The organism is Catonella massiliensis, assembly GCF_016651435.1.
Lineage (GTDB): Bacteria > Bacillota > Clostridia > Lachnospirales > Lachnospiraceae > Catonella > Catonella massiliensis.
Map to the genome: position 1 here is coordinate 2,088,782 of NZ_JAEPRJ010000001.1, position 26,018 is coordinate 2,114,799.

Annotated in this window: 12 protein-coding genes, 2 tRNA genes and 3 rRNA genes; 6 read left to right on the plus strand and 11 right to left on the minus strand. The window is 41.2% G+C overall.

Features of this window, described 5'->3' with window-relative positions; all coding sequences use genetic code 11:
• Nucleotides 1-74: 74 nt before the first annotated feature.
• From JJN12_RS09330 to JJN12_RS09340, 3 genes are all read right to left on the minus strand, one after another.
• Nucleotides 75-2,970: ribosomal RNA gene (locus JJN12_RS09330) — 23S ribosomal RNA — on the minus strand.
• Nucleotides 2,971-3,642: 672 nt separating this feature from the next.
• Nucleotides 3,643-3,760: ribosomal RNA gene (gene rrf / locus JJN12_RS09335) — 5S ribosomal RNA — on the minus strand.
• Between the two features lie 203 nt (nt 3,761-3,963).
• A 16S ribosomal RNA gene (locus JJN12_RS09340) occupies nt 3,964-5,497 on the minus strand.
• The 16S, 23S and 5S rRNA genes sit together here, the layout of an rRNA operon.
• Nucleotides 5,498-5,968: 471 nt before the next feature.
• Between JJN12_RS09340 and JJN12_RS09345 the strand changes: the two genes are divergently transcribed.
• Nucleotides 5,969-6,208 (plus strand): GlsB/YeaQ/YmgE family stress response membrane protein, encoded by a 240-nt coding sequence (locus tag JJN12_RS09345; protein ID WP_236013758.1) that lies wholly within the window; start codon nt 5,969-5,971, stop codon nt 6,206-6,208.
• A 42-nt stretch (nt 6,209-6,250) separates the two neighbouring features.
• The gene (gene msrAB / locus JJN12_RS09350) at nt 6,251-7,381 is read left to right on the plus strand and encodes a bifunctional peptide-methionine (S)-S-oxide reductase MsrA/peptide-methionine (R)-S-oxide reductase MsrB (RefSeq protein ID WP_208429428.1); all 1,131 of its coding nucleotides are present in this window, start codon (nt 6,251-6,253) and stop codon (nt 7,379-7,381) included.
• Nucleotides 7,382-7,564: 183 nt separating this feature from the next.
• Here the strand turns inward: msrAB and rhaM are convergent, their stop codons facing one another.
• Complete coding sequence (rhaM, locus tag JJN12_RS09355) at nt 7,565-7,876, minus strand: L-rhamnose mutarotase (RefSeq protein ID WP_208429429.1); 312 nt, start codon at nt 7,874-7,876, stop codon at nt 7,565-7,567.
• Between the two features lie 295 nt (nt 7,877-8,171).
• On the opposite strand from rhaM, the gene JJN12_RS09360 reads away from it, so the two are divergent.
• A complete protein-coding gene (locus JJN12_RS09360) occupies nt 8,172-9,446 on the plus strand; it encodes an IS110 family RNA-guided transposase (RefSeq protein ID WP_208429430.1) in 1,275 nt (424 codons plus the stop codon).
• 327 nt (nt 9,447-9,773) lie between these two features.
• Here JJN12_RS09360 and JJN12_RS09365 read toward each other — a convergent pair whose 3' ends face one another.
• The 5 genes from JJN12_RS09365 to pulA form a co-directional block, all read right to left on the minus strand.
• The gene (locus JJN12_RS09365) at nt 9,774-13,748 is read right to left on the minus strand and encodes a SpaA isopeptide-forming pilin-related protein (RefSeq protein WP_208429431.1); all 3,975 of its coding nucleotides are present in this window, start codon (nt 13,746-13,748) and stop codon (nt 9,774-9,776) included.
• A gap of 244 nt (nt 13,749-13,992) precedes the next feature.
• A complete protein-coding gene (locus tag JJN12_RS09370) occupies nt 13,993-14,190 on the minus strand; it encodes a hypothetical protein (protein WP_208429432.1) in 198 nt (65 codons plus the stop codon).
• Nucleotides 14,191-14,213: 23 nt separating this feature from the next.
• Nucleotides 14,214-15,197, minus strand: coding sequence for a hypothetical protein (locus JJN12_RS09375; RefSeq protein ID WP_208429433.1), 984 nt, complete (start codon nt 15,195-15,197; stop codon nt 14,214-14,216).
• Nucleotides 15,198-15,318: 121 nt separating this feature from the next.
• The gene (locus JJN12_RS09380) at nt 15,319-19,506 is read right to left on the minus strand and encodes a SpaA isopeptide-forming pilin-related protein (protein WP_208429434.1); all 4,188 of its coding nucleotides are present in this window, start codon (nt 19,504-19,506) and stop codon (nt 15,319-15,321) included.
• Nucleotides 19,507-19,639: 133 nt separating this feature from the next.
• Nucleotides 19,640-21,553: a type I pullulanase gene (gene pulA / locus JJN12_RS09385; RefSeq protein ID WP_208429435.1), complete on the minus strand. Its 1,914-nt coding sequence runs from the start codon at nt 21,551-21,553 to the stop codon at nt 19,640-19,642.
• Between the two features lie 371 nt (nt 21,554-21,924).
• Between pulA and JJN12_RS09390 the strand changes: the two genes are divergently transcribed.
• The 3 genes from JJN12_RS09390 (at nt 21,925) to JJN12_RS09400 (ending at nt 22,922) form a co-directional block, all read left to right on the plus strand.
• Nucleotides 21,925-22,446, plus strand: coding sequence for a cysteine hydrolase family protein (locus JJN12_RS09390; RefSeq protein ID WP_208429436.1), 522 nt, complete (start codon nt 21,925-21,927; stop codon nt 22,444-22,446).
• A 236-nt stretch (nt 22,447-22,682) separates the two neighbouring features.
• Nucleotides 22,683-22,754: transfer RNA gene (locus tag JJN12_RS09395), tRNA-Asn, on the plus strand.
• Between the two features lie 97 nt (nt 22,755-22,851).
• Nucleotides 22,852-22,922 (plus strand) — tRNA-Cys (locus JJN12_RS09400).
• A gap of 381 nt (nt 22,923-23,303) precedes the next feature.
• Here JJN12_RS09400 and JJN12_RS09405 read toward each other — a convergent pair.
• Entirely contained in the window at nt 23,304-24,170 is an 867-nt protein-coding gene (locus JJN12_RS09405) for a hypothetical protein (RefSeq protein WP_456298506.1), read from the minus strand.
• Nucleotides 24,171-24,337: 167 nt separating this feature from the next.
• Complete coding sequence (locus tag JJN12_RS09410) at nt 24,338-25,609, minus strand: IS110 family RNA-guided transposase (protein WP_208429437.1); 1,272 nt, start codon at nt 25,607-25,609, stop codon at nt 24,338-24,340.
• Nucleotides 25,610-26,018: the final 409 nt, after the last annotated feature.

Genomic DNA, 26,018 nt, shown 5'->3' on the forward strand with positions numbered 1-26,018 from the left:
TTATTTTGTTAATGTGACAGCCCCTTTTTCATATATCTTCAAAACTGCAACCGAATCAACATCTTTCCTTTACTTTGGTCAAGCCTTCGACCTATTAGTATCAGAAGGCACACGGATTACTCCGCTTACACCACTGACCTATCAACCTCATACTCTCTAAGGGGTCTTATTAGCCTACGCTATGGGATATCTTATCTTGGAGGGGGCTTCACGCTTAGATGCCTTCAGCGTTTATCCCTGCCAAACTTGGCTTCCCAGCCGTGCAGCTGGCACTGCAACTGGTCTACCAGCGGTTCGTCCATCCCGGTCCTCTCGTACTAAGGACGGCTCTCCTCAAATATCCTGCGCCTGCGCCAGATAGGGACCGAACTGTCTCACGACGTTCTGAACCCAGCTCGCGTACCGCTTTAATGGGCGAACAGCCCAACCCTTGGGACCTACTACAGCCCCAGGATGCGATGAGCCGACATCGAGGTGCCAAACCACTCCGTCGATGTGAACTCTTGGGAGTGATAAGCCTGTTATCCCCAGGGTAGCTTTTATCCGTTGAGCGATGGCATTCCCACTTACATACCACCGGATCACTAAGTCCTACTTTCGTACCTGCTCCACCCGTCGGTGTCGCAGTCAAGCTCCCTTCTGCCTTTACACTCTGCGAATGGTTTCCAACCATTCTGAGGGAACCTTTGAGCGCCTCCGATACACTTTCGGAGGCGACCGCCCCAGTCAAACTCCCCTCCTGGCATTGTCCCCTGCCCGGATAACGGGCAAAGGTTAGAAACCAGATACACGAAGGGTGGTATCCCAACATTGACTCCGCAGAAACTGGCGTCCCTGCTTCTTAGTCTCCCACCTATCCTGTACATCATATATCTAATCCCAGTACCAAGATGGAGTAAAGCTCCATGGGGTCTTTCCGTCTTGGGGCAGGTATCCAGCATCTTCACTGGTACTTCAATGTCACCGGGTGCATTTTTGAGGCAGCGCTCAAATCATTACGCCTTTCGTGCGGGTCGGAACTTACCCGACAAGGAATTTCGCTACCTTAGGACCGTTATAGTTACGGCCGCCGTTTACTGGGGCTTAAGTTCGTACCTTCGGATTACTCCTAAGCACTCCCCGTAACCTTCCAGCACCGGGCAGGCGTCAGCCCATATACATCACCTTACGGTTTCGCATAGACCTGTGTTTTTGCTAAACAGTTGCTTGAGCCTATTCTCTGCGGCCTGTATCTCTACAGGCACCCCTTATCGCGAACTTACGGGGCCATTTTGCCGAGTTCCTTAACAATGCTTCTCCCGCCGGCCTTGGGATACTCTCCCCATCCACCTGTGTCGGTTTACGGTACGGGCTCTGACTACACAATAGCGGCTTTTCTCGACGGCTCTCCCAGGAGCTTCCCTACTTATATTTCGGTCCGCATCACACAGTCCACTTACCCGGACGGATTTGCCTGCCCGGCATAAACCATGCTTGCACCTGAATCCTTTACAGGCACTCCCTGAATCTCCGTGTCCCCACATTTCTGATAGCCAGAGGTACTGGAATATCAACCAGTTGTCCATCGCCTACGCTTCTCAGCCTGAGCTTAGGTCCCGACTTCCCCAGGGAAGATCAGCTTTACCCTGGAAACCTTGGATATACGGCCTGAAGGATTCTCACCTTCATCTCGCTACTCATTCCGGCATTCTCTCTTGATAACTCTCCACGGCTCCTTACGGTACCGCTTCTTCGTGTTATCAATGCTCCCCTACCAACATACCTTACGGTATATTCCATTGCTTCGGTGTTATGTTTCAGCCCCGGACATTTTCGGCGCAGGACCTCTCGACTAGTGAGCTATTACGCACTCTTTGAATGAATGGCTGCTTCTGAGCCAACATCCTAGTTGTCTTCGAAACCCCACATCCTTTACCACTTAACATACACTTTGGGACCTTAGCAGATGGTCTGGGCTGTTTCCCTTTTGACTGTCCGACTTATCTCATACAGTCTGACTCCCGGTAAACATCTATATGGCATTCGGAGTTTGATACGCATTGGTAGACTTTGACGCCCCCGCAGCGATTCAGTGCTCTACCTCCATTAGACTATACCGAGGCTAGCCCTAAAGCTATTTCTGGGAGAACCAGCTATCTCCGAGTTCGATTGGAATTTCTCCGCTACCCACAGCTCATCACCGCCTTTTTCAACAGACGTGTGTTCGGACCTCCATCCACTTTTACGCAGACTTCATCCTGGCCATGGGTAGGTCACCCGGTTTCGGGTCTGCCGTTACTGACTTACCGCCCTATTAAGACTTGGTTTCCCTTCGGCTCCGTACCTTAAGTACTTAACCTGCCAGCAACGGCAACTCGCCGGACCGTTCTACAAAAAGTACACGGTCGAGCGTTAGTCGCTCTTCCGCAGCTTGTAGACACAGGGTTTCAGGTTCTCTTTCACTCCCCTCCCGGGGTTCTTTTCACCTTTCCCTCACGGTACTATACTCTATCGGTCACCAGGTAGTATTTCGCCTTGGGGGGTGGTCCCCCCTGCTTCCTACGGGGTTTCTCGTGTCCCGTAGTACTCCGGATACCACTGAATCACAGTCTGTTTCGCATACGAGGCTTTCACTCTCTATGGCCGGCTTTCCCAAAACCGTTCTGCTACCTACTGCTTCTTCGTACGTGGTCCTCAACCCCAAGGATAAATCCTTGGTTTGGGCTTCGTCCCCTTTCGCTCGCCACTACTTAGGGATTCGATGTTTCTTCCTCTTCCTCCGGCTACTTAGATGTTTCAGTTCGCCGGGTTCCCTCCGTATGACTATGGATTCATCATACGGTGACAGAAGTTCTTTCTGCCGGGTTTCCCCATTCGGATACCTGCGGATCAAAGGATATTTGCTCCTCCCCGCAGCTTTTCGCAGCTTATCACGTCCTTCTTCGGCTCCTGGTGCCAAGGCATCCGCCCTGCGCCCTTTGTAACTTGACCTTAGTTGAGATGGGAATGCTACACGGTACATCGCCGGCGGCGCAAGCTCGCTTGCAGACGACGGTGTGTACCGTGGAGGAGGCGTTTCTACGAAACGCCTATCACGAGCGTGAAATGCGAAGCATTTCTGCGAGTGACCCATCTCAACGGTATTTTAGATAACTCATTATGGTTCTCTTTAATTTAACACTGACTAGCGTATCAGTATTAAATCTTTTTAATAAATACATTGTTTTATTGAATTCTAAACCGCACTTGTTTTTCAACTTGTACTAATCAGAAATTCAATTTCTCGATGTTGTATCATATCTAGCTGTATATCCCTTAATGAATAAATCATCAAAAGCTATACTTGCATAAATATTTGTTCGGTATGCAGTTTTCAAGGTACATTTTACTGACTTTTCAATCAGTCATTTGATACAACCAACTGATAACTATTATCTAGTTATTGATTACATCAAATCACTAATTGAAGTTTGGATATTAAATTAGTTTAACACTCAACTCTTTTATCGCTACCACTGAAGCAACTTACTTTCGTTCGAGCTTCGCTCTTACTCGAAGAGTGTAGAGTTTATTAGAGGAAGTTCTTTCGCGCTTCGCTCAAAAGAACGACTTGTTTTCTAGACTCGCTTCACGGCTTCGCCTTAAGCTCGTTGAGAAAACAATGTCTGGCAGCCACCTACTCTCCCACACCGTCTCCAGTGCAGTACCATCGGCCGCCTAGGCCTTAACCTTCGTGTTCGGGATGAGAACGGGTGTGACCCCTAGACGCATCGCCACCAGACGTATTTGGGTACTTCATCTCGCAACTTTCGATCCAAACTAGCTCGAACTCACTTCGTTCGTCCTCGCTAGAGTTTGGCTCGAGCTTGTATCTTCGCTCTCGAAAATGTCTGAAAGCAAGCTTTCACATTTTCTCTCGCTCAGCTACAAAGTTGCTCGCTTGATACCTAAACAGTGAAACAATCTCTACTTCTTCTTCCTTAGAAAGGAGGTGATCCAGCCGCACCTTCCGATACGGCTACCTTGTTACGACTTCACCCCAGTCACCAGACCTGCCTTCGGCAGCTCCTCCCTTGCGGTTAGGCCACTGACTTCGGGCATTTCCGACTCCCATGGTGTGACGGGCGGTGTGTACAAGACCCGGGAACGTATTCACCGCGACATTCTGATTCGCGATTACTAGCGATTCCAGCTTCATGTAGTCGAGTTGCAGACTACAATCCGAACTGAGGCAGCCTTTCTGGGATTTGCTCCGGCTCACGCCTTCGCTTCCCTCTGTAACTGCCATTGTAGCACGTGTGTAGCCCCGGTCATAAGGGGCATGATGATTTGACGTCATCCCCGCCTTCCTCCGAGTTATCCTCGGCAGTCTTTCTAGAGTGCCCGGCCTAACCGCTGGCTACTAAAAATAGGGGTTGCGCTCGTTGCGGGACTTAACCCAACATCTCACGACACGAGCTGACGACAACCATGCACCACCTGTCTCTCCTGTCCCGAAGGACTACAGGCATTACCCTGTATTCAGGAGGATCTCAAGACCGGGTAAGGTTCTTCGCGTTGCGTCGAATTAAACCACATGCTCCACCGCTTGTGCGGGTCCCCGTCAATTCCTTTGAGTTTCATTCTTGCGAACGTACTCCCCAGGTGGAATACTTAATGCGTTTGCGACGGCACCGAAAGGCTTATGCCTCCCAGCACCTAGTATTCATCGTTTACAGCGTGGACTACCAGGGTATCTAATCCTGTTTGCTACCCACGCTTTCGAGCCTCAGCGTCAGTTTTGGTCCAGCAGGCCGCCTTCGCCACCGGTGTTCTTCCTAATATCTAAGCATTTCACCGCTACACTAGGAATTCCGCCTGCCTCTCCCATACTCAAGTTTAACAGTTTTGGGAGCAGTCAAGGGGTTGAGCCCCCTGCTTCCACTCTCAACTTGCCAAACCGCCTGCGCTCCCTTTACACCCAGTAAATCCGGATAACGCTTGCCCCCTACGTATTACCGCGGCTGCTGGCACGTAGTTAGCCGGGGCTTCTTAGTCAGGTACCGTCATCATCTTCCCTGCTGATAGAGCTTTACATACCGAAATACTTCTTCACTCACGCGGCGTCGCTGCATCAGAGTTTCCTCCATTGTGCAATATCCCCCACTGCTGCCTCCCGTAGGAGTTTGGGCCGTGTCTCAGTCCCAATGTGGCCGTCCGACCTCTCAGTCCGGCTACCGATCGTTGCTTTGGTAGGCTTTTACCCTGCCAACTGGCTAATCGGACGCGGGCCCATCCTATACCTGATTGCTCATTTCCCGACAAAACCATGCGGTCTCGCCGACTTATGCGGTCTTACCAGCCGTTTCCAGCTGCTATCCCCCTGTATAGGGCAGGTTGCCCACGCGTTACTCACCCGTCCGCCACTAAGAATTACAGTCTTCCATCCGAAAACTTCCGTCCGTAATCTCCGTTCGACTTGCATGTGTTAGGCACGCCGCCAGCGTTCATCCTGAGCCAGGATCAAACTCTCATAAAAAGTGTTTGCCTCGTTCAAAATGAGCTGACTTTAATCTTTGCTCATTCCGTTATCGACCGGCTAAAGTCGATAATTTTACTGTTTTTTAAAGGTGTACAAGTATTACTACTTATACGCGTTCGTTTGAATTTTCAAGATTGTCTCACTATTTAGTTATCAAGGTTCTTTGCCTTACAAACCGCTTGTATACTAGATTTTTTAGTTTATATCAAGTAGTCTTTTGTGGGGCAACGGATAGTATGATACCACAGTTTCGACATATTTGTCAACAACTTTTTTAAAGATTTATTAAAGGTTTTTTTAATAAATGTCGATATATTATTAATGTACGTTAATAAACTTGACAAGTTTCTAACATCTGTTTATTCTATATAGATATTGAGGGCATTACAATCACTGAATATTTCTTAACACTTGATGAAAATATCCACTGTTTTACCCTTAAAATACAAATATATTGGAGGTATCATTATGATCTGGTCATTAATAGTTGGTGCATTTATCGGATGGCTTGGCAGTCTTATTACAAACAAAGACCATTCAATGGGTTGGATAAAAAATATAATAGCAGGTCTTATAGGTTCCGCTGTAGGACAGGCACTACTTGGAAGCTGGGGACCTCGTCTTGCAGGTATGGCAATTATTCCATCTGTCTTTGGAGCAGTTGTTGTAATTGCTGTTATGTCATTCTTCTTTGGAAGACGATATTAAAGCTTGTTTACCTGAAGATAATTAGTTACAAAGGAGATATCTATGCGTAAGTTTAAATTATTATTGTTTGTACCGGTACTTCTTGTAGCTGCAATCTTGTATTTTGCGATAAATTTCGTTAATAAAAATGCCGATTTACAAGCAGGTAGACAAAGTAATGATGCAGGCGGCCCTAAGAAAGGAAATAACAAAATGAAAAACTATGATAAAACTAAGGTAAAGGTTATCCACCTTGCGGGCGGTTGTTTCTGGGGGCTTGAAGCCTATATGCAGAAATTAAATGGTGTTGAAGACGCTGTAAGCGGTTATGCCAACGGAAAGACAGAAAATCCGTCCTACTACGACCTTAAGACCAGCGGTCATGCTGAGACCGTAAAAGTGGTTTACAATCCTGACATTATAAGCCTTGAGGATATACTGGCTCATTACTTAAGAGTGGTAAATCCTGTCAGCGTAAATAAGCAGGGAAATGATGTAGGTACACAGTATAGAACCGGGATTTATTATACTGATGAAGCAGATAAAACCATTATAGAGAATATACTGGCAAAAGAGCAGACAAAGCACGATAAGCCTATAGCCATAGAAGTAGAACCTCTCAAGCAGTTTTATGACGCGGAAGAGTATCATCAGGATTATCTCGAGAAGAATCCGGGTGGATACTGTCACATAGACCTCTCGCTTGCCGATAAGCCGCTTGATAAGGATGAGGAGCCAGTAATAGACTCTTCAAGATACATCAAACCGTCAGATGAAGAATTGAAGAAAAATCTTACTGACATTCAATATGATGTGACACAGAATAGTGCCACTGAAAGAGCATTTTCACATGAATACCACGACAACTTTAAGCGTGGCATCTATGTAGACATAACCACAAAAGAGCCACTTTTTTCTTCTACCGACAAGTTCGAATCAGGCTGTGGCTGGCCAAGTTTTTCAAAGCCTATATCTAAGGATGTAGTCAAGTACTTCGAGGATAACAGTCATTTTATGCATAGAACAGAAGTAAGGAGTAGGAGCGGTGATGCTCATCTGGGACATGTATTTAACGATGGTCCTAAGGAAATGGGCGGTCAGAGATACTGTATAAACGGTGCTTCACTTGAGTTCATTCCTTATGATGAGATGGACGAGAAGGGCTATGGCTATTTGAAATATCTGGTGAAGTAAATTCTCTTAACCGGCAAGTTGACAAGAGAATTTCCATTTGCTCACTATTGCCCTAAATTATACATTATTACAGTAACGGGTAGCAGTTGAACCTGCTACCCATTTATTTATCTAATTTACTTCAAGCTTTCAAAGTACAGATAGCATCCAAATTTTAATATGTGCTAATTACCAGTATTTCTTTTAATCTAAGTGAAATACCGGTTTCAAATCTACGCAAACCGGACTCTCATCTTCATTAGTTTCCATTATATCTGACATATAGTGCCACCACTTGCGGTTTATCGCAGTATCCGCACCATTCTTCCACTTTTCTTCATCCTCAATCTCGATATAACCAAACAACGTATTTGTCTCAGAATCTAGGAAAATGGTATAATTTCTGCCTCCATGTTCGTGTATCATCTCCTTCATCTCATCCCATAGCTTGCTATGACGGTCTTCATATTCCTTTTCCATCCCCGGATATAGTTTCATTTTAAATCCCTTATACATAATAATCTCCATTCCGCCGCCTTCGGCTGGCGGCACAAATAGTAATGAAAGTGTTTCAACTCTCTACGTTTTGCTTTAAAATGGTTTGCAAGAAGCTATACTACAAAGCACGTGAGGAGGAGTTGTAATAACTTTCTTCGTTTTAGACAGCATAATAATCAGTGTAAGTTCTGCCTTTTCAAGCACAAATGAGTGGTATTACGAATCCGTACACTAAGAATTGTTTAAGCGCCTTAGTTTAATTGTGTGGCAGTTCAGTCAATGGCTTCTTATCATTTACGAAAGGAGTCTGACTATGAAAGTTACTTACCAAATCTGTTGTGGTGTCGATGTTCACAAATCTTTTCTCGTTGCCACAATCGTCAAAACCACCGGTGGCATTGAACCATCTTACCAAAAGAAACGCTTTTCCACCTTTAACAATTCAATTCTTGAATTCAAGCAATGGCTTCTTGACAATGACTGCCATGATGTTTGTATGGAATCCACAGGCAAATACTGGGTTCCTGTCTTTAATCTTCTGGAAGATGAGATCAATGTTGTCATTGCCAATCCCAAGTGGGTAAAGGCTGTGAAAGGCAACAAAGATGATACCAAAGATTCTAAATGGATTGGGGATTTATTCCGTCTCGGACTTGTCAAAGGCAGCTATATCCCTTGTAAGATAGTCCGTATTCTCAGGGAATACACTCGCTATCGTTGCAAGCTTGTTTCCTGCCGTTCAAGTGAAAAGAATCGATACCAGAATGCTCTTACTGTTTGTAATGTTGCATTAGATTCTGTTGTTTCCGATATCTTTGGGAAGTCGTCCACGTCCATTATCGACTATCGACTTGAACAATCGGGTACATCCATTAACCACGAAGAAATCGCATCTAAGCTTCTTCGGAGCCTCAAATCCAAAGAAGATGCTGTTATAGAATCCGTCGAAGGATATCAGATGACTGATGCCCAAAAATACCGTATGCGCCTCGTCCGCGCACATATGGATTATATCACAGCAGAAATCAAAGATGTTGATAAAATGATAGAAAATATGATTTCTTCTAATCCTGATTTTGAAAATGCTGTCCAGTTCCTCTGTACCATTCCGGGTGTCAAATGTGATAGTGCAATAACTATCATCTCCGAAATCGGTACGGATATGTCTCAGTTCTCAAGTTCCAAACGTTTATGCTGTTGGGCTGGTTTAACACCTGGCAGCAATGAATCTGCTGGTAAGAAGAAATCTGTTCGGATTACACGTGCCGGAGTCTACCTCAAACCTGCATTAGTACAGTGTGCTCATGCAGCCGTAAAATCTGACCAATCTCCTTACTACAAAAAGAAATATGAATCTCTTGTTAAACGTCGTGGCAAGAAAAGAGCCATTATCGCTATTGCCCGTATGATTCTTACTGCCATCTACCAAATGCTGTCTACTGGCGAGCAGTGGAATCCGAGCGACCTTTATAAAATCGATGTGCCTGAAGCTCTTATTGAAAAACAAAAGGCAAAAGCTATCAAGCAAGCCAAGAAACTATTGCAACGAGAGGGACTACTTCCTCCTGATGAGCCAGTAGCTTCTTAATCGAATTTTCTAACTCAATAACACTTCAAAAAGTTGCCTGCCTTAGACAGCTTAGTTAAGTGCGCCAATCTATGGCTTTCCTATACTTTCTTTCACACTAATCTCCTACTGCTGTATTTAATTTTAACGCCTTACCCACATATTCATTCTAATATTGCTATAAATTATACTTTGTACAGTTAGTTAAACTGCATCTAATAACCACATTGTAGTATATTTATTCCGATATGTCCATCTCCATTTGTAAATACAAAACCCCCACCCTCTCATACCTCTTTGGCATAAGGAGTGGGGGTATATATCCAAATATCTAGTCCTTTATTCTAATTACTGCTCTTTCTTTTTGCTTCTAATAACTGCAAAACCTGCTAACAGCAATAGGCCTGCTCCTACACCATAGTACAGGCCTGTGTTAGTACCGCCTGTTCTAGGAAGTCTCTGCTTGTTATCTCCCCGTGGAGTCCTGTCATCAATAACCTTGATGCCATTATCCTTGTTAGGCTTGTTGCCAGGCTTTGTAGGTGTCTTCTTGCCACCATCTGCAGGGTTATCGCCCTTAGGAGTCTTATCCTTGTCGACATCCACAGTCTTGCCAGGCTTACTTGGCTTGCCCGGATCCTCAGGACTTGGTGGATTCACAGGATTGGTTGGGTTCTCAGGACTTGGTGGATTGACCGGTGTCACCGGATTCTCAGGGCTTGGTGGATATACCGGTACGGTTGGATTAACAGGAACCGGAGGTATTACAGGGCTTGGCGGATTAACAGGAGTATCTTCGCCAGGCTTCTTATTCACGATAGTAAGCACATTCTGCTCTATCTTAGCAATACCTGTATAATCTCCAACTAATTCAACCTTAAATCCGCTTTCAAGCTTTGTTACCTTTAGGCTGATTGCAAGATTGTTGTTTACATATCCTGTAGGTGCAACCTCTTCAGTCAAGGTATAATTTCCTGCTGTAAGCTCTTCAAATCTTATAGAGCCTTCTGTGGCAGTAGTCTTAAGACCCATGTCCTTTTCAGTCATTCCTGCCTCTGCAAGTCTCTTAAGTCTGAAACCTGCACCTGATAGCTTATCTCCACTTGTGTTTGTCTTTACTACCTCGAGGCGGTCATATTTCTTGTCATTGATTGTACCTGATGCAACAGCTGTCACTGTATGAGTTACAGTCCTGCTATCACCCTTTCGTACAGAGTTCTCGATGAGTGCAGCTTCATTGCCAACAGCATCGCCTACTCTGGTACTATCAGTGTAGTCCGTAATATAAGAAATCTTGTAAGAGGTATTCTTGTCAGGAATATTGGCAATGAGCTTTCCTTCTGTCTGGTTATATGTAAATATCTTGTCAAGGCCTTCTGTAATCTCCACAGCGTCCGTGAAATTGCCCTTGTCGTCAAATCTTCCCTTCCAAATCTTGTAGTTATCTCCATCAAATACAAGCTTGTCAGTTCCCTGCTCTTTTCTGAGTGCGATGTTACCTGTGAGCTTATCTTCTATCTGTATCTTTGTCTCGTCACCAGCCTCGTATGTCTTATAAGGCTTGTAAGAAAGATTCCACTTGATGTAACCCTTCTCGTCACCAACAGTAGTGTCAAGCTCTTTCTTAAGCACAGTTTCATCAACATCAGCCTTTACAACACGGTAAAGCCTGTCACCAAAGTTTTCAATACCCATCTCTACGGTATTGCCGGTTGTGCTTAATCTGTTGAAGAATGGGCTGTTTGAAGTCTTATCTGCCATCTCAGCCTTTACAAATATAACATAAGGGCCGTTGAGTCTATTAAATGTAAACTTAGCAGAGGTCTTATCGTCTGCATTTCCACTAAATTCTACAGAGATGTTATTAGCCGTAAGCTCAGCCTCTGAAAGATATGAACCTGTAGCCTTTACAGTCGCATCAAATCTGGTAACATCTGTAGCAGGAGTTCCCTTGTAGATAAGAAAATATTTGTTGTTTGCAGGATTTGTCTTATCTTCAATGATAGGCGCAAACTTAAAGCCCGCTTCAAGATTGTCATTTACAAAGAACTTGCCAAGCTCGCCTTGTACATCCTTAATATCTTCCGCATTTACGCTGATTCTGTATACTATGGATTTTGATTCTTTATCATAAGCGCTTTCTCTGTTGTCCTTTGCCATTGCTGTATTGTCATCAAAGACATCGCTGTTTACTGCATCTGCATTAAAGTTTGATAAGAAGCTCTTTGCCGCTGTCTTTGAAAGCATATGCTTCTCAATCATCTTAGCATTGTATCTGTATCCTGCATTCTTCTCTTCAACAGCCTCGCCGTTCTTGGTAAGAACTACTGAGTTAAATGCACCATCAGTTATACCACCGTACTCATTGTTAAGAAGTATGTTTCTATCCATTATTCTTGACTTAAACTTAGCCTCATTGTCCACTCCGGCAACAAGCTTAAGCTCAAGAATATGTCCAACAAGCTTATTATCCTTATATACATCATATACGCTGCCTGTAAGACCCGGTGAATTAGATATTAGCGGAGCGTCAGCATTTAAGAGCTTCTGGTGTCTGTTTCTATTAGGTAAAATTTTGGAGAACTCTACTCCACTTGCAAGTGTTGCAGGAGCTGTATCGCCGTGCTTTCTTATGGAGAATCCATTTGCAGAAGTCATGGCATTTCTGCCTACTTCCACATCTGTATCAAAGATGAATGTGTCATATACATAGTACGCATCCGTTCCTGTAAGCTTGCTCTTGTTAAACTTTACTGTCCAAACAGGCTCATAGCCCACTCTTTTCTTATTCTCATCATCAGGCTTGTCCCTAAAGTCTGACTTAGCTGTATCAAGCACCTTGTAGTCAGCTTCCTTGGTGATTTCGCCATTATCAACTCCATTGGAGTTGGTATAAAGGTCTTCATGAAGCTTTACCTTGTATTTGCTCTCATTGTTCCAGTATACAAAGGCATCATTGCTGAAATTGCCTCCGTAGATGTCGTTTTCGATATTGGATTCTACGATGAGTTCAACCACTTCCTTTACATCAGGAATAGTGAATGTATAGGTCTTGCCATCGTTGGTGTACGTGGCTGCAGTCTCAGCTCCCCTAGTTCCGTCAGCATTTAATCTGTAAAAATATGCCTTACTAAATGTCTGCTCTTTTCGTGAAAGTGTATCTGATGAAAGCTCATCCTTTATGGTAACAGTACCAAGATTATACTTTGGTTCATTGATTAAGATTCTCCATACAATCTTGTTGTTATCATCTGTCTTAACAACTGTCTTCTGACCGAACTTTTTAACCTCTACAGGCGCTGACGCCGTGTAAGATTCGCCATCCTTGGTTAATGAAGCAGAATTCGTGTATGTCTTTTCCTTTGCGCCGTTAGGGAAGCCATCAAACTCTACTCTGGAACTAAGCGTAAATGTTGCAGTCCCTTTGTTTGCTGCACTTAAATCTTCTGCCTTAATCTTGTAGCTAATGCTCTTTTTGTTTGCATTGTCGGCAGCTGTGGTTACCTCAGGGGTAACTGCTTTATTGTTTATCTTAAGGCTTCCGTCTATGTACTCATCCACAATATCATTAAAGAGGTTGTCAGTAAGTGTATATCCCTCTAAGCTAAGATACTGCTTAGGATTGGTCCCTTTTACATATCTTTCGGCTGAAATAGTCCAGTCTATCTTGCTGTTTTTAGCATCAAGTACGCCTGTTTTGGTTAATACAACCTCAGTATCAAGTTTACCTATTTCATAAGTCTTATTAAACAGCCTCACTGTAGCTACATTGGAGCTGTCATAGGTAATCTTTTCAGGGTCAGGCTTGATTAACAAGGTAGACTGTACCTTACCGCCTTCTTTAGTAAGAAGTTCGGGATCAATGTTTGTAAAGTCAAACTTTGCCTTTATATTACCTGTTCCTGCATCCCTTGTGTAGATAACATCAGCTATTTTAAGCTTAGTAGCTGCGTCAAGTACAGGCAATGTTAACTCGTTAAGCGCTTCTTTAGGAGAAGCAAACTTTAACTTGTCTCCCAAATCAAACACAATGTAATCATTTTTCGCAATACGTTCATTTTCAGGCTTGTCAGTACTAAGCACTGCATCAAATGCGATGTCAACCTGAATATCTTTTGACATGTCGATTTTATCTGTGCTTTCATTACTAAGGACTGTGCCATTCTGTCTGAACTCTACGCGCGTGGTAGTTTCATTCTTTACTAAGTCTGTCTTGTCTTTGCCGCCTTCTGCCTTAACATAACTTGGAGTGCTAAATCCTGACAACAGGATTCCTGTTATAAGCAAAAAGCTAAGCAGTCCTTTCCTTTGTTTCTTCCACATATTCTGTCTCCTTTGACTGTGTTTGTGATTAGCAATTCATCAGCTTATTTTAGTACGCTTGAGGCATAATATGCAAGTAGAAAATACCCGACGCAATGCATATCTTTTTTGTATGTAATTGCTATATGTGGTAAGTTTGTGTCAAAAGCAGAAAAGCCTTATGACATTAGAGCCTAAAAATAAGAGTCTGGAAATATGTGGTTTCCAGGCTCTTATGTTATGTTTGGTTTACTTTATTGTATTTCTATACTAAAACCGCCTCTTTCTCCTCAATAATTTTTTTCACTTCATCAACGCTCTTTTTCGTTGCAAGTGAAATTTGTTCCAATGAGAATTTATTATTGTACATGTTCATAATAAAGTCTATCAGATTCTTTGCTGTTACTTCTGCTGTTACTTCCGCTGTTACCCTATCCACTATTCCCTGACTTAAGTTACACATAGTATCCACTTCCTTTATTAGCTCTATACTAAAACCGCCTCTTGCTCCTCAATAATTTTTTTCACTTCATCAACGCTCTTTTTCGTTGCAAGTGAGATTTGTTCCAATGAGAATTTATTTTTATACATATTGATAATAAAGTCTATCAAATTCTTTGCCGTTACTTCTGCTGTTACTTCTGCTGTTACTTCTGCTGTTACCCTATCCACTATTCCCTGGCTTAAGTTACACATAGTATCCACTTCCTTTCTAAAATCGTTGCTAAGAGGAATCTTATATTCCTTTTCTATGATATCAAGTTTCTCATTTTCTCTTAATCTGTCTGACAATAAAGCTCCTATCAATCGATGTAACTCATACTTTTCATCATGTTCAGGAAGCTCATTTGTCACTCCAATCATCACGATGTTTAATAAATCAGTATTGCCCTTCCAGTCGTATGGCTCTAACATCTCATCTTTTTTAAGGTGAAAATGACTTAAACTATTATTGCTCATATTCATACATACCCAGATGCTGAATACCTGCTTTATATCGTCATAGTTAGTATTTACAAAATCTCTTTCCTTTTGTGACGATATAAGCCTACTCACGTAGAAAATTGCTCTATTTAGTATCTTATATGAGACAGGTTCATCCTTTTGAGCCTCAACATTCACTATAATCTGTGAAAGCCCATTCTTTAAGCGTACATAAAATATAATGTCAAACCTAATCAAACCTTCGTTTGCTTCCATGTTCTCAGAGTTCAAGCCTTTAACTCTTTGTCCTGACTCATCTGTTTTTTCTATATTGGTTAGTCCAGGTTCTAACGGTACGATACCTATCTTAGGCTCTCCTTCGATGTATGTCACTATATCATTAGGATCCATCCCTTTAAATTCATCGACTGTTTTTGCCAAAATATGAGCCAATATGTGCTTCTCACCAAGTATTCTCTTAACTCTGGCATCATACTGAGCCATATTTCCTGCGGCATTCACTGCGTTTTTTATTTCTGTATTCAATAATACTTCCCCCTAATCCCTTCTTTCCATAATTATAATCTAAATCTAAATAATACGCAACCTGAAAAAATCCCGTCCGAAGTATGCTTTATCTGCACATCCGGATGGGATATTCATTTAATTACTTATTGTTAGTTCTCTTTCGCACTGTGTAGCGTCTTCTTGCCATTATCCCTGATATCATTCCTGATACAAGGGCAAATCCGGCACCAAACAGATAGTAATAGATATTATCCACACCACCCGTCTTTGGAAGCTCTGCCTTATTAATTTTCTTAAACCTGGTTAGAGGAGTTCCATCTCTCTTAAGAACATATTCCTTTTTGCCATCTTCCCTGTCTCTCTTTATGAATCTTCCTATAGGAGTACCATCACGATAAATGACATCTATCTCCTTTGGGCTGTTTGGAAGATTAGGGTCAGGAGTGTTATCTAAAGGATAAGTAGGCACTGAAGGCTTGTCCTTATTTGGGCCTGGCTCATCAGGGTCAGAAGGCTTATCCTTGCCCCCCTTGTCTGAAGGCTTGTCCTTTTTAGGATTCTCAGGCTTGTCAGGTTTCTTAGGCTCTTCATCTCCCTTTGGAGCCAGCTTTGGCTCTTCGGTATTTGGAGTTTGAGGAGGAGCAGGATTAGGGTTTTCGCCACCGCCTGGGGTCTCACCACTTCCACCAGGCTTATTAGGTTCCTCCTTGGCCGGTTCATTTATTACTGTAATATTATTGTCAACAAGTTTTATCTTGTCGCCATAATCTTCAGCTATGCTAGTCTTAAAGCCATACTCAAGTTCTACAACCTTAATCTTATACGGCGTTTCTCCTTTTGCGTATCCTGCTGGTGGAGTCTCCTCTGTAAGCAGATACTCTCCTGAAGTCAACTCTTCAAACTTTGTATGTCCTTCAGCGTCTGTAGGTTCAGAAATCTTTTCTTCCTCTGAAGTAGCTCCTGTTGTAATCTTTTTAATCTTAAACTTTGCTCCGGACAATTTGGCACCCTCAGCATTCGTTTTCGTTATAAAAAGTCTTTCATAAGGTAAATCATAAATGGTTCCATAAGCACGTGCCTGGGCATCAGATGAAACTTTTACAGTATATCCACGGGAACGGTTACCGTTTACTTTTGTTGAGTCCTCATATAAATCAATTGAATTGTTAAACTCTGTTCCTCTAGGCATGTTTTTTGTAAAATCTGTTTTATATGATATCCTATAGCCCGAGTTCTTATCAGGAATATTTATACTAAGTTCACCTTTTGTTGAATCATATGTAAATATCTGATCAAGACCATCTGTAATCTCTTCCTCTGCCGAAAAAGTCATACCACTTTCGTACTTATCCCTGATAAATGTTCCTTTTACTATCTTATAATTATCACCTTCAAAGATAAGGTTGTTGGTTCCCTTTTCCTTTCTTAGCACAGCTCTGTCTCTATTCTGCAATGGCTTGCTCGGATCCAATGTATCTACTAATCTAACCTTGGTATTATCCCCTGGAGCATACTTCTTAAGTGGCATGTAGTCTATAATCCACGTTACAGGCTCCTCACGTGATACTTGACTTTTTTGTGCAGTCTTATTAAAAATTCTGTTATCAATTGCAGTTCCTATACTTCCAGTGAATTGTTTAAGCTTCAGAGTCTCCATCTTTCCCTCAAGTTCCATTGTGGCCTCATTTTGATAAACCTTGTGCTCATTAAAAAACTCAGAGGTTGGTGTTTTATCCGTCATATCTGCCTTGAACAAGATAACATAAGGGCCATCAATCTTATCAAACTTAAACTCATAACCCACCCTATTTCCCCCAACATCCGTTGGGGTAGATACTATATTATTAGCACTTAACTGTGCATCTGATAGATAGTTTCCTTCAGCCTTAACAATCCCTACTGATGAATCAAGGTTAGAATCTGACGAACCTTTATATATAAGAAAATACTTATCATCCGCAGGTGAACTGCCTTTAATAATAGGCGTGAGCTTAAATCCACCCTTCAAACTGTCTTTTACAACAAACTTGCCAAAGTCTCCAAATTCATCTTTAACTCCTGATGCGTTGACACTTAAGCGATATATAATCGACTTAGTATCACTGTTATATCCGGTAGCATCCTTAACCATATTATCTCTGTAAACAATATTACCTCTTTTACTAGAAAGATCATAATTTACATCATCTGCGTTTGGATTGTTTAAGAATCTAATTGCAGCTGCACTTGTAAGGGTATCTTTTTTTAACATTTTAGGATAATATGTGTACTGCGCACTTTTTTCCTGCACCCGTTCATTGGCTCTGGTAAGTATCATATAATTATAAACTTTAGCAGAATCAAAACTACTATTTTCGCTAAATATGGTTCTTGGATCAGATATTCTACCTTTAATTTTTGCGATATTATCCTCACCATTTTTCAGTTTTATCTCAACTAAGTATCCTACTACTCTTCCTGAATAAACTATTTCATATACTTTACCATCTGTTCCAGCAGTATTATCATGGATAGGATTAGCAGGATCAGAAAGCCTCTGATGCCTATTATCTTTGTTATCAGGCATTATCTTTTGGAAATCAATTCCACTTCTAAGTGTTGTATTTGAGTGGTTTCCATATTCTCTTATACTAAAACCATTTGTAGTGGTTAGATATTTTCTATCCGCATTCACTGAAGTGTCATGAATAAAAGTATCGTATATATAATAACTTCCTGTGCTATCCATTGTATTCTTCTTAACTTGCAGAACCCAATCCACTTCAAAACCACCGGCACCCACATCTTTCAAAACTGTTGTTTCAGGATACAATGGATCTTCTACTTCCAGCCTTATACTTTTAATTAATCCAAATTTACCAACACTTTTAACAGCCTTTGCCTTAAACTTGTAATCTGTTGAAGTTCCCCAGTAGTAATATGCTTCATTTTCAAAGGTAAGAAAGTCATTATCAAGCATCTGATTAACACTTGTTACAATTACAAGTTTTAAGTGTTTATCCACATTAGGTATGGTAAATGTGTACTCATTTCCAGATATAGATGGATATACCGAAACTGCACCGGCAGGCGGATTCCATGAATCTTTTCCGATGTATGTATCGCCAGGTACAAAGTATGCCTTTTCAAAATTCTGCGACATCCTATCAAGGGTATCTTTACCTAAGATATCCTTAATTATGACATTACCCAGGTCAGAATAATTTGCCTCATTAATTTCAATAACCCAAGCTATACTTTTAGGCCTTTCTAAATCAACGCTAGATTTACTACCAAACCTTTTAACATTAACATTGGATTGCTTATCTATACCATTTCTAAAATCAGGCTCATAAATAGCCGCATTACCATCATAACTCCTACCAGTACTTGAAGATATATTGAAATCAACCTTTGTCTTAAAGGTTATCACCAATTTACCTATCTTATCCCCTGCCTGATCCGCTGCTATTATTGAATACGTATATTGCTCGTAGGCTTGAGCCGCAACAACAGCAATGTCAGCATCAGCTTTAGGTACTCCATTAACCGTAAAACTTCCCGGCACAAAGCTCCCGTGAGTATATGTAGTGTTCCAATCTCCATTCACTTTGAGTACGGTTTTATATCCTGTAAGGTCAAAGGCAGCGTTAGGCCCTATACTTAGGTTCTTCGCATCTATAGTAGCTGTCCAATTGATTACTCCTTCCTTAGGATCAAGTACACCTTCATATTCTAGATTTATGTCTTTCTTTACTCCTGATACTTTATAGTTCTTATCGTATAAGCGGACTGTCTCATTGGTTATATTTACAAAGTCAATTTTACTAGGATCAACTTCAAAATTTAATATTGATTTGACATAACCCCCTTTTTTTATGAGAAGATCAGGATCAGCGTTTTTAAAATCAAACCTTGCTTTTATCTCACCAGTCGTATTGTCAACTGTATATGTCACATCACAGATTTTTTTACCTGTTACGTTGTCATATGCAGGGAGACTAAGACTTGATTTACTCCTGTCATCTCCTGCAAACCTAAGCTTATTACCGACAAAAAATTCAACATAGTCATCTGCACCTATATGTTCTGTTGGATCAGAAGACCCATTAAATTTTACATAAAACTCGATTTCTGCTCGGATTGCTTCACTCATGTCTATAATTTGACTATTCTCATTATATAATCTGGTGCTGCCATTATAAAAGGACATTGATAGAGAGCCTCTTACTTTATCAGTCTTATCTGTCCCTGTAGCACTTACAAAATCCGGCAGTTTCACTCCCACCACAAAAATACCCACCACAAAAAAGAAGCTGAGTATCATATACTTATATCTCTTCCACATAAGGTCCTCCTTTACCATTGGCAGCGGCTTTTACGCTAATCTATATTATCTCTTTCTCAGTAATTCCTGTTTCCTGAAAGCTTAGGACCAGCATTTAAGCAGGCTCCCGTCTTATACTTCTATCCGCCGTCCTCTACATCTTCCCAAGAAAAAGCGCAGTTATCCCGTTTATTTTTATCTTATCTGATACTAATATATCGTCTCGTTCATTATTTTTCTTAACAGTATTTATAAGCAATTTATATTTCCCTTCAGGCAGTGTAATCGTCTTTTCTTCCTTGTTTGCGTTGAATATGATAAGTGCCTCTTTATACACCGGTTTAACAAGGCTTGTCTCCTTGTTTGCTACCTTTACACCAAGAAGCCCCTCTTCTTTTACAAATGTAGTTATATTTTCCTTTGCTGTCTTTGACTTGTCGCAAAGTCCTGTCATTTCCTTTCTAAGTCCTATAAGCTCCTTATAAAAGCTCACCAGGTCTTTGTTCTTCTCAGTAAGCTCCCAGTCCATTTTATTTAGCCCTATAGGCATATTGAAGGTATTATGCTCTCCATTTTTGGTTCTAAGATACTCTTCACCTGAGTATATGAAGACTCTTCCCTGACAGCTCATATATATGGCCGCAGAGAGTTTATTCTGCTTCCTCCTCTCAGCCTCATCCCCAGTTGTAATGGTGAGCTTATCCCAAAGCGTGTGGTTATCGTGGCAGGATACATAGCTGATTATGTGGTTTGGTGACAAGCCAAATGAGGTAAGACCGGCCTCAATCTTGTCTGTCTGCTTTAGGTTGCCGTTTACAAAGCCTGCCACCTCCTCATAGAAGACATGCCCCTTTATAGAGTCTCTTATATCATCTGAAAATATTCCTATGTTCTCGTCTAAAAGGTTCACATTGTCCTTAACTGCCCCTTTAGCTCCCTTTTCCATATAGGTCTTAGCAGCTGTCCAAGGCTCACCGTATATCAGCTTTTCTCCTCGTCCGTATGTCTCATCCAATGCCTTTTGCACCTTGTTCATCAAATCAACTGTGAGGAGTCCCATCAAGTCAAAGCGAAAGCCGTCTATGTGGTATTCCTCGCACCAGTAAAGCACAGAATCAATGATGTACTTCTCTGTCATAGGCATTTCTGAGGCGATGTCATTGCCACAGGCTGAACCATCTGATAGCTCACCTTTTGCATCAAGCCTGTAGTGGTAATAAGGCATTGAGTTCTGAAGTGCATTATCGAGACTAAAGGTGTGATTGTAGACCACATCCATAATCACCCTAAGCCCCTTTTTGTGTATAGCCTGTATCATTTCCTTAAATTCCCTGATGCGCACCTCTCCCCTTGCAGCATCGCTAGCGTATGAGCCTTCAGGTACATTATAATTAAGAGGATCGTATCCCCAGTTGAAGCTATCCTTGCCCCCTGCTTCATCTACAGAGGCAAAGTCATACACAGGCAAAAGCTGGATGTGACTCACACCAAGCTCTTTTATGTAGTTAAGCCCCGTAGGAAGCTTACCCTCATTTCTTAGGGTAGTATTATCCACTGTAAATGCCTTGTACTTTCCTCTTACATTTTCAGGGAAACCGGCATTTTCATCATAGGAGAACTCTTTGACATGGAGTTCATAGATGATGTCTTCTGCCCCCTTTAAAGGAGCCTTATCCTCTTCCCAGCCATTAGGATTAGTAGTGTTCAGGTCTATTATCATACTTCTCTTTCCATTTACTCCACAGGCTTTCGCATAAGGGTCTGTGGAAATTCTCACCTTTCCCTTTATCTTAAGAGCAAAGTCATAGTATTTCCCACTCAGGTTCTCATTTACAGAGTATTCCCATACTCCTCTCTCACAAAGCTTCATAGGTATGATGGTTTCTGCCTCACCCGTACTTCCATTGTCATATAACCTAAGGTCCACGCTTTCAGCAATAGGAGACCAAAGCCTTATAACAGTACCTCTCTCACAGACTTCGGCACCAAGGCTTCCCTCATAATTGTATTTATCTTCAAATTCTTTGGTTAAGTAATAATCCTTTAATTCTCTTGCTTCCTTACTCATAATAAGTACTCCCAATCCTTTCCTTCGACAATGATTTTAACATATGTGTCTTTATTCACCTCATACAGTGCTTGGCGTAAGACAAGTTGATTTAAGCTAAGCTGTATCTCACTTTGTGGAATCTCATACCAAATATATTGCAGACAAGAATGCCTTCTTATCCACTATGATTATAGCATTTAAAATGCGAAAATACTATCTTAAACATTCTCTCCTTTCGAAACTTCTATCTTGAATAGGTGATTGTTATCGTGGTATAATCTCTGTGATTTATCAGTTCCACAATCAAAACACTCTTCACAATCAAGCCTAACGACAATAAATTTAGTTACTGATTGGGTTACTACTGTCTTCTACACTAAGGAGGTTTTATGAGAAAAATACTACTCGTAATTGATATGCAAAATGACTTTATTGACGGCTCTCTTGGCAGTGCCGAGGCAGAGAACATAGTTCAAAATGTAATTAACAAGATAAAAGAATATCCCTCTGAGAATGTATTTGCCACAAAGGACACCCACGAGGCCAATTATCTAAGTACCTCTGAAGGAAGGCATCTTCCTGTGGAGCACTGCATCCGTGGCAGTAAAGGATGGGACATAAGACCTGAGATAAGCTCTCTCATCCCTTCCGAAAATGTATACGAAAAGGGTACCTTCGGCTCCGTAAAACTCGCCGAAAAAGTAGCTGAAATGGCGCATAAAGAAGAGATTGCAATTGAAATGGTAGGACTTTGCACAGATATTTGCGTTGTATCAAACGCACTCCTCATCAAGGCTTACCTCCCTGAGATACCTATATCAGTTGATTCTTCCTGCTGTGCCGGGGTTACTCCTGAGAAGCACGAAGCAGCTCTTGAGACAATGAGATCCTGCCAGATAAGTGTGATATAACTTGGATATAGAAAAAAGGCTGCTCTCTTACAGAGACTGCTCTATCATAAAGACTACTCCATCCTAAGGGTGGCTCTGTTATAAGGATAGTTATTACAATTCCCCTATGAGTGTCACTTGCGAAAAATTGCCAGATAATTTAGCTTATTTTTGCAATATGTCCTAAAATATTAAAAAATACAATTTCTACTTGAAAATTAGCTGCCATAGTGCTATACTGTTATGGCAGTCGAGATTCCTCAATAGCTCAATGGTAGAGCGCACGGCTGTTAACCGTGATGTTGTAGGTTCGAGCCCTACTTGGGGAGCTTACATTAAATTCTTGATTAGATGAGCAAAGGCAAGTTTGAGTCTAGGATTTAATTACTTCTTTTAGCATAGCTAAAAAACATCATTATGTAATCAGGCGACATAGCCAAGCGGTAAGGCGTGGGTCTGCAACACCCTGATCACCGGTTCAAATCCGGTTGTCGCCTCGAATTAAAGGTTCCCTTTTGGGAGCCTTTTTTATTTAACCGGAATTAGGTAGAATTCACCATAAAAAAGTGCCTTCGGCACATCAGCTTCCCTGCCCCTCAATCTTGAGGGGTAAGGGCTTTTCTTTTTCCTACTTTTGTATCATAATAATCTGAGGTAATGATCAATAGTCTCCATAAGCATTTTCATGTAACAGATAAACAGCTGGAAGGTTTTATCATTGATTTTTATCTTGGTCTCCCTGAATATACGCAGACAGCTCTTATGAAGGTTGCATAAAGCATTTTTTTGTTGAAATATTGAATTTTCAGGGTGCGAGTCCAAATTTTGGTGTGGGAAGTTTTAGTTATTTATATAAATCTTTGTTTTGCAACTTACTTTTACTCATCAAGTTCCCAATGTCCATTATTACCACTACCTACATAATTCAGATTATCTATCTCTTTTATAGCTCTTTCGATAGTCTTTACACTAACTCCAGCTTCATCTGCAATAGCCTTTCTTGTAACCCTATCATTGCTTCTCACTTTTTCTTTAATAAACTCTGCGAGGGCTATCTTATCGTGAACGACACCCTGAGCGACATCTTGAGCGACATTGTCGCCCCCAACCTTTTGCGTCGCTATCTTCTTTAGAGGAATAATTGTTCTAAATATATCTCCTTCTTCAAATAACGGATTTTGTCCTGAATAAAGCTGTGTGTACTTATAGGTATTTCTCATTCCTGAGCCAAGTTCATCCGCAAGACCTATTTCTCTGAATACTTTAGATATGGTAGGATTTTTAGGAAACGGTTCAAACTTTTGTAAATCTAATGCCCCCATTCCATGAGCTAAGTTACTATTTTCAACCGTAATCTTTTCATCATCAATAATCATTTTTGCAGGAAATCCACTTGAAAAATCTCTATGAGCCAGTGTATTGGAAACTATCTCTCTAAGAATCCTATCTCTTGCATTAACATTTACAATTCCATCTAAAACAAATAAATCGTTCAAATGCTTCTGCCCAAATTCTATAAGTCTGTCATAGCTATCAATCAGATTTGTTATAACAACATCTCTATCGTCATATCTATCCTTGTTTTCAACTCTGAATATTGCATCTGTTTTGTGCTGCGGAAGAACAGACATAATAGAGTTGTCTTTTCCAAATAAAAGAATGGCAGCCAGTGTAATACCTTCACGCTTTGTTTCAGGATCTGTCAGAATAAGATTTGCACTCCTAAGAAGTTCTTCATTACTCATATTTCCCCAAACATGATTTTTATTTCGGGATATAGCCATTTTCTTAGTTTTATCAATAACAGTAGCTGTGTCAAAGTATAAGAGTGAAAAATAACTTATATTTTTGGGCGCACTTATATAAGGGGTCGCAAGATCCCTAAAATTGGTAACTATATAAATAATAAATGTTAGTTATCGTTGCGTTTTACTAACTTTGAGCTATCATAACCAAGGCTTTCAAGATAAGCAAAGACATTGTTTTCATTTAGAATCACACGTTCTATATGATTTTTAGGAGACATAAGTTCTTCATAATCAATAGGATTAAACGGTTTTTCTTCTGAAACTATGTGATAAATGCAAACTATCATCATTCGTGCTATGGCAATGATTGCTTTCTTATGACCACGGCGTTTTTTAACTCGACCATATTTGATTGCAAAATAAGGCTGCTTTTTGCTCTTGATTGCTGCAAGTGCACATTGCACCATCATAGGCTTTAAGTAATCTCCTGCTTTTGAAATCCGCACAGACTTCTTTTTACCGGCTGACTCATTGTTAGTAGGTGAAAGCCCACACCATGAGCACAGGTGCTTTGCGTCATCAAAGATGCTCATATCTACGCCTGTTTCAGCAAGAACGATTGTTGAACTTAGTTCGGTCATCCCAGGCATTGTAGAAACAAGTTCAACGAACTTGTAGTAAGGCTTCATCCTTACATAAAGCTCAACTTCAGATTGAGTAATCATGCTATCAAGATACTCCAGATGGCTTCGGGCAAGTTCAAGCTTTTTAGCCTGATCAGATTCTATGTTATACCCCCTGATTGCCTCAATGATTTCATCGGATTTAGCTTTTGCCCCTTTTTTAATGAGTCTGCGGACAGCTTTTTCATCAATGGAATCAGAAGTATGTGTAAGAAGATACGACATGATTTCTGTGGCTGTTTTGCCAAAAGGATCAGACAGTACACTGGCAATGCCGACATTGGAAACAGTCATGCAGTTTTGTATGCGGTTTTTCTCAGAAGATTTCATACATACCAGTTTGAAACGGTATCTTGCGATTTCACGCAGCTGTCTGAAGTCTTTAGGGGGAATGAACGAGCATCTGACAAGGTCGAATTTGTAGAGGTCAGCAATCCATTTGGAGTCTTTTTTATCAGTTTTCTTTCCCTTGATGGCTTTGACATATTTAGGATGGGTAAGGCAGACTTCTATGTCATTCTCGAGATAATTAAAAATAGGAATCCAATATTTCCCAGTGGATTCCATACATACATGATAACAATTATTCTCGATTAGCCAGCTGTGAAATTTTCTAATATCTGAGTTGAAAGTAGAAAATGATTTTTGCTTGTACTCAGAGATTCCATCAGCATTTGTGATTACGATGGTTGCAACGATAACATTTTTGTGGACATCAAGCCCACAGCAGATGGAGTATTTTAACTTCATCATAAGTATCACCACCTTTATAAAAAAAGGATAGCAACATTGACTGTCATCCTGCGACTGAATAAACATGGTTTATTACCAATGATAAGAGTCCGGGCTCAATGTCCCACTTGTTTGTGCTTGTAAGGATGACGGCACATATAAATATACGGGGTCGAAAATAAATTCGCCACTCCTCCTCCCGTGCTCTGTAGTATATTGCTATCCTATATAGATATTATAAGACAAAGCGAGGAGAGGCACAACATTTTTTCATAACTTGTTTGTGCCTTGAGCGAAGCGAAAGGAATGGTAAAAAATATGAAAGCTTTTATTTTATCGGAATTCGATGGGATTTCCTAATAATCGAGCAGGAGGCGGTGGCTAACCGCCGTCCTCTCACAACACTGCACGTATGGTTCTCATATACAGT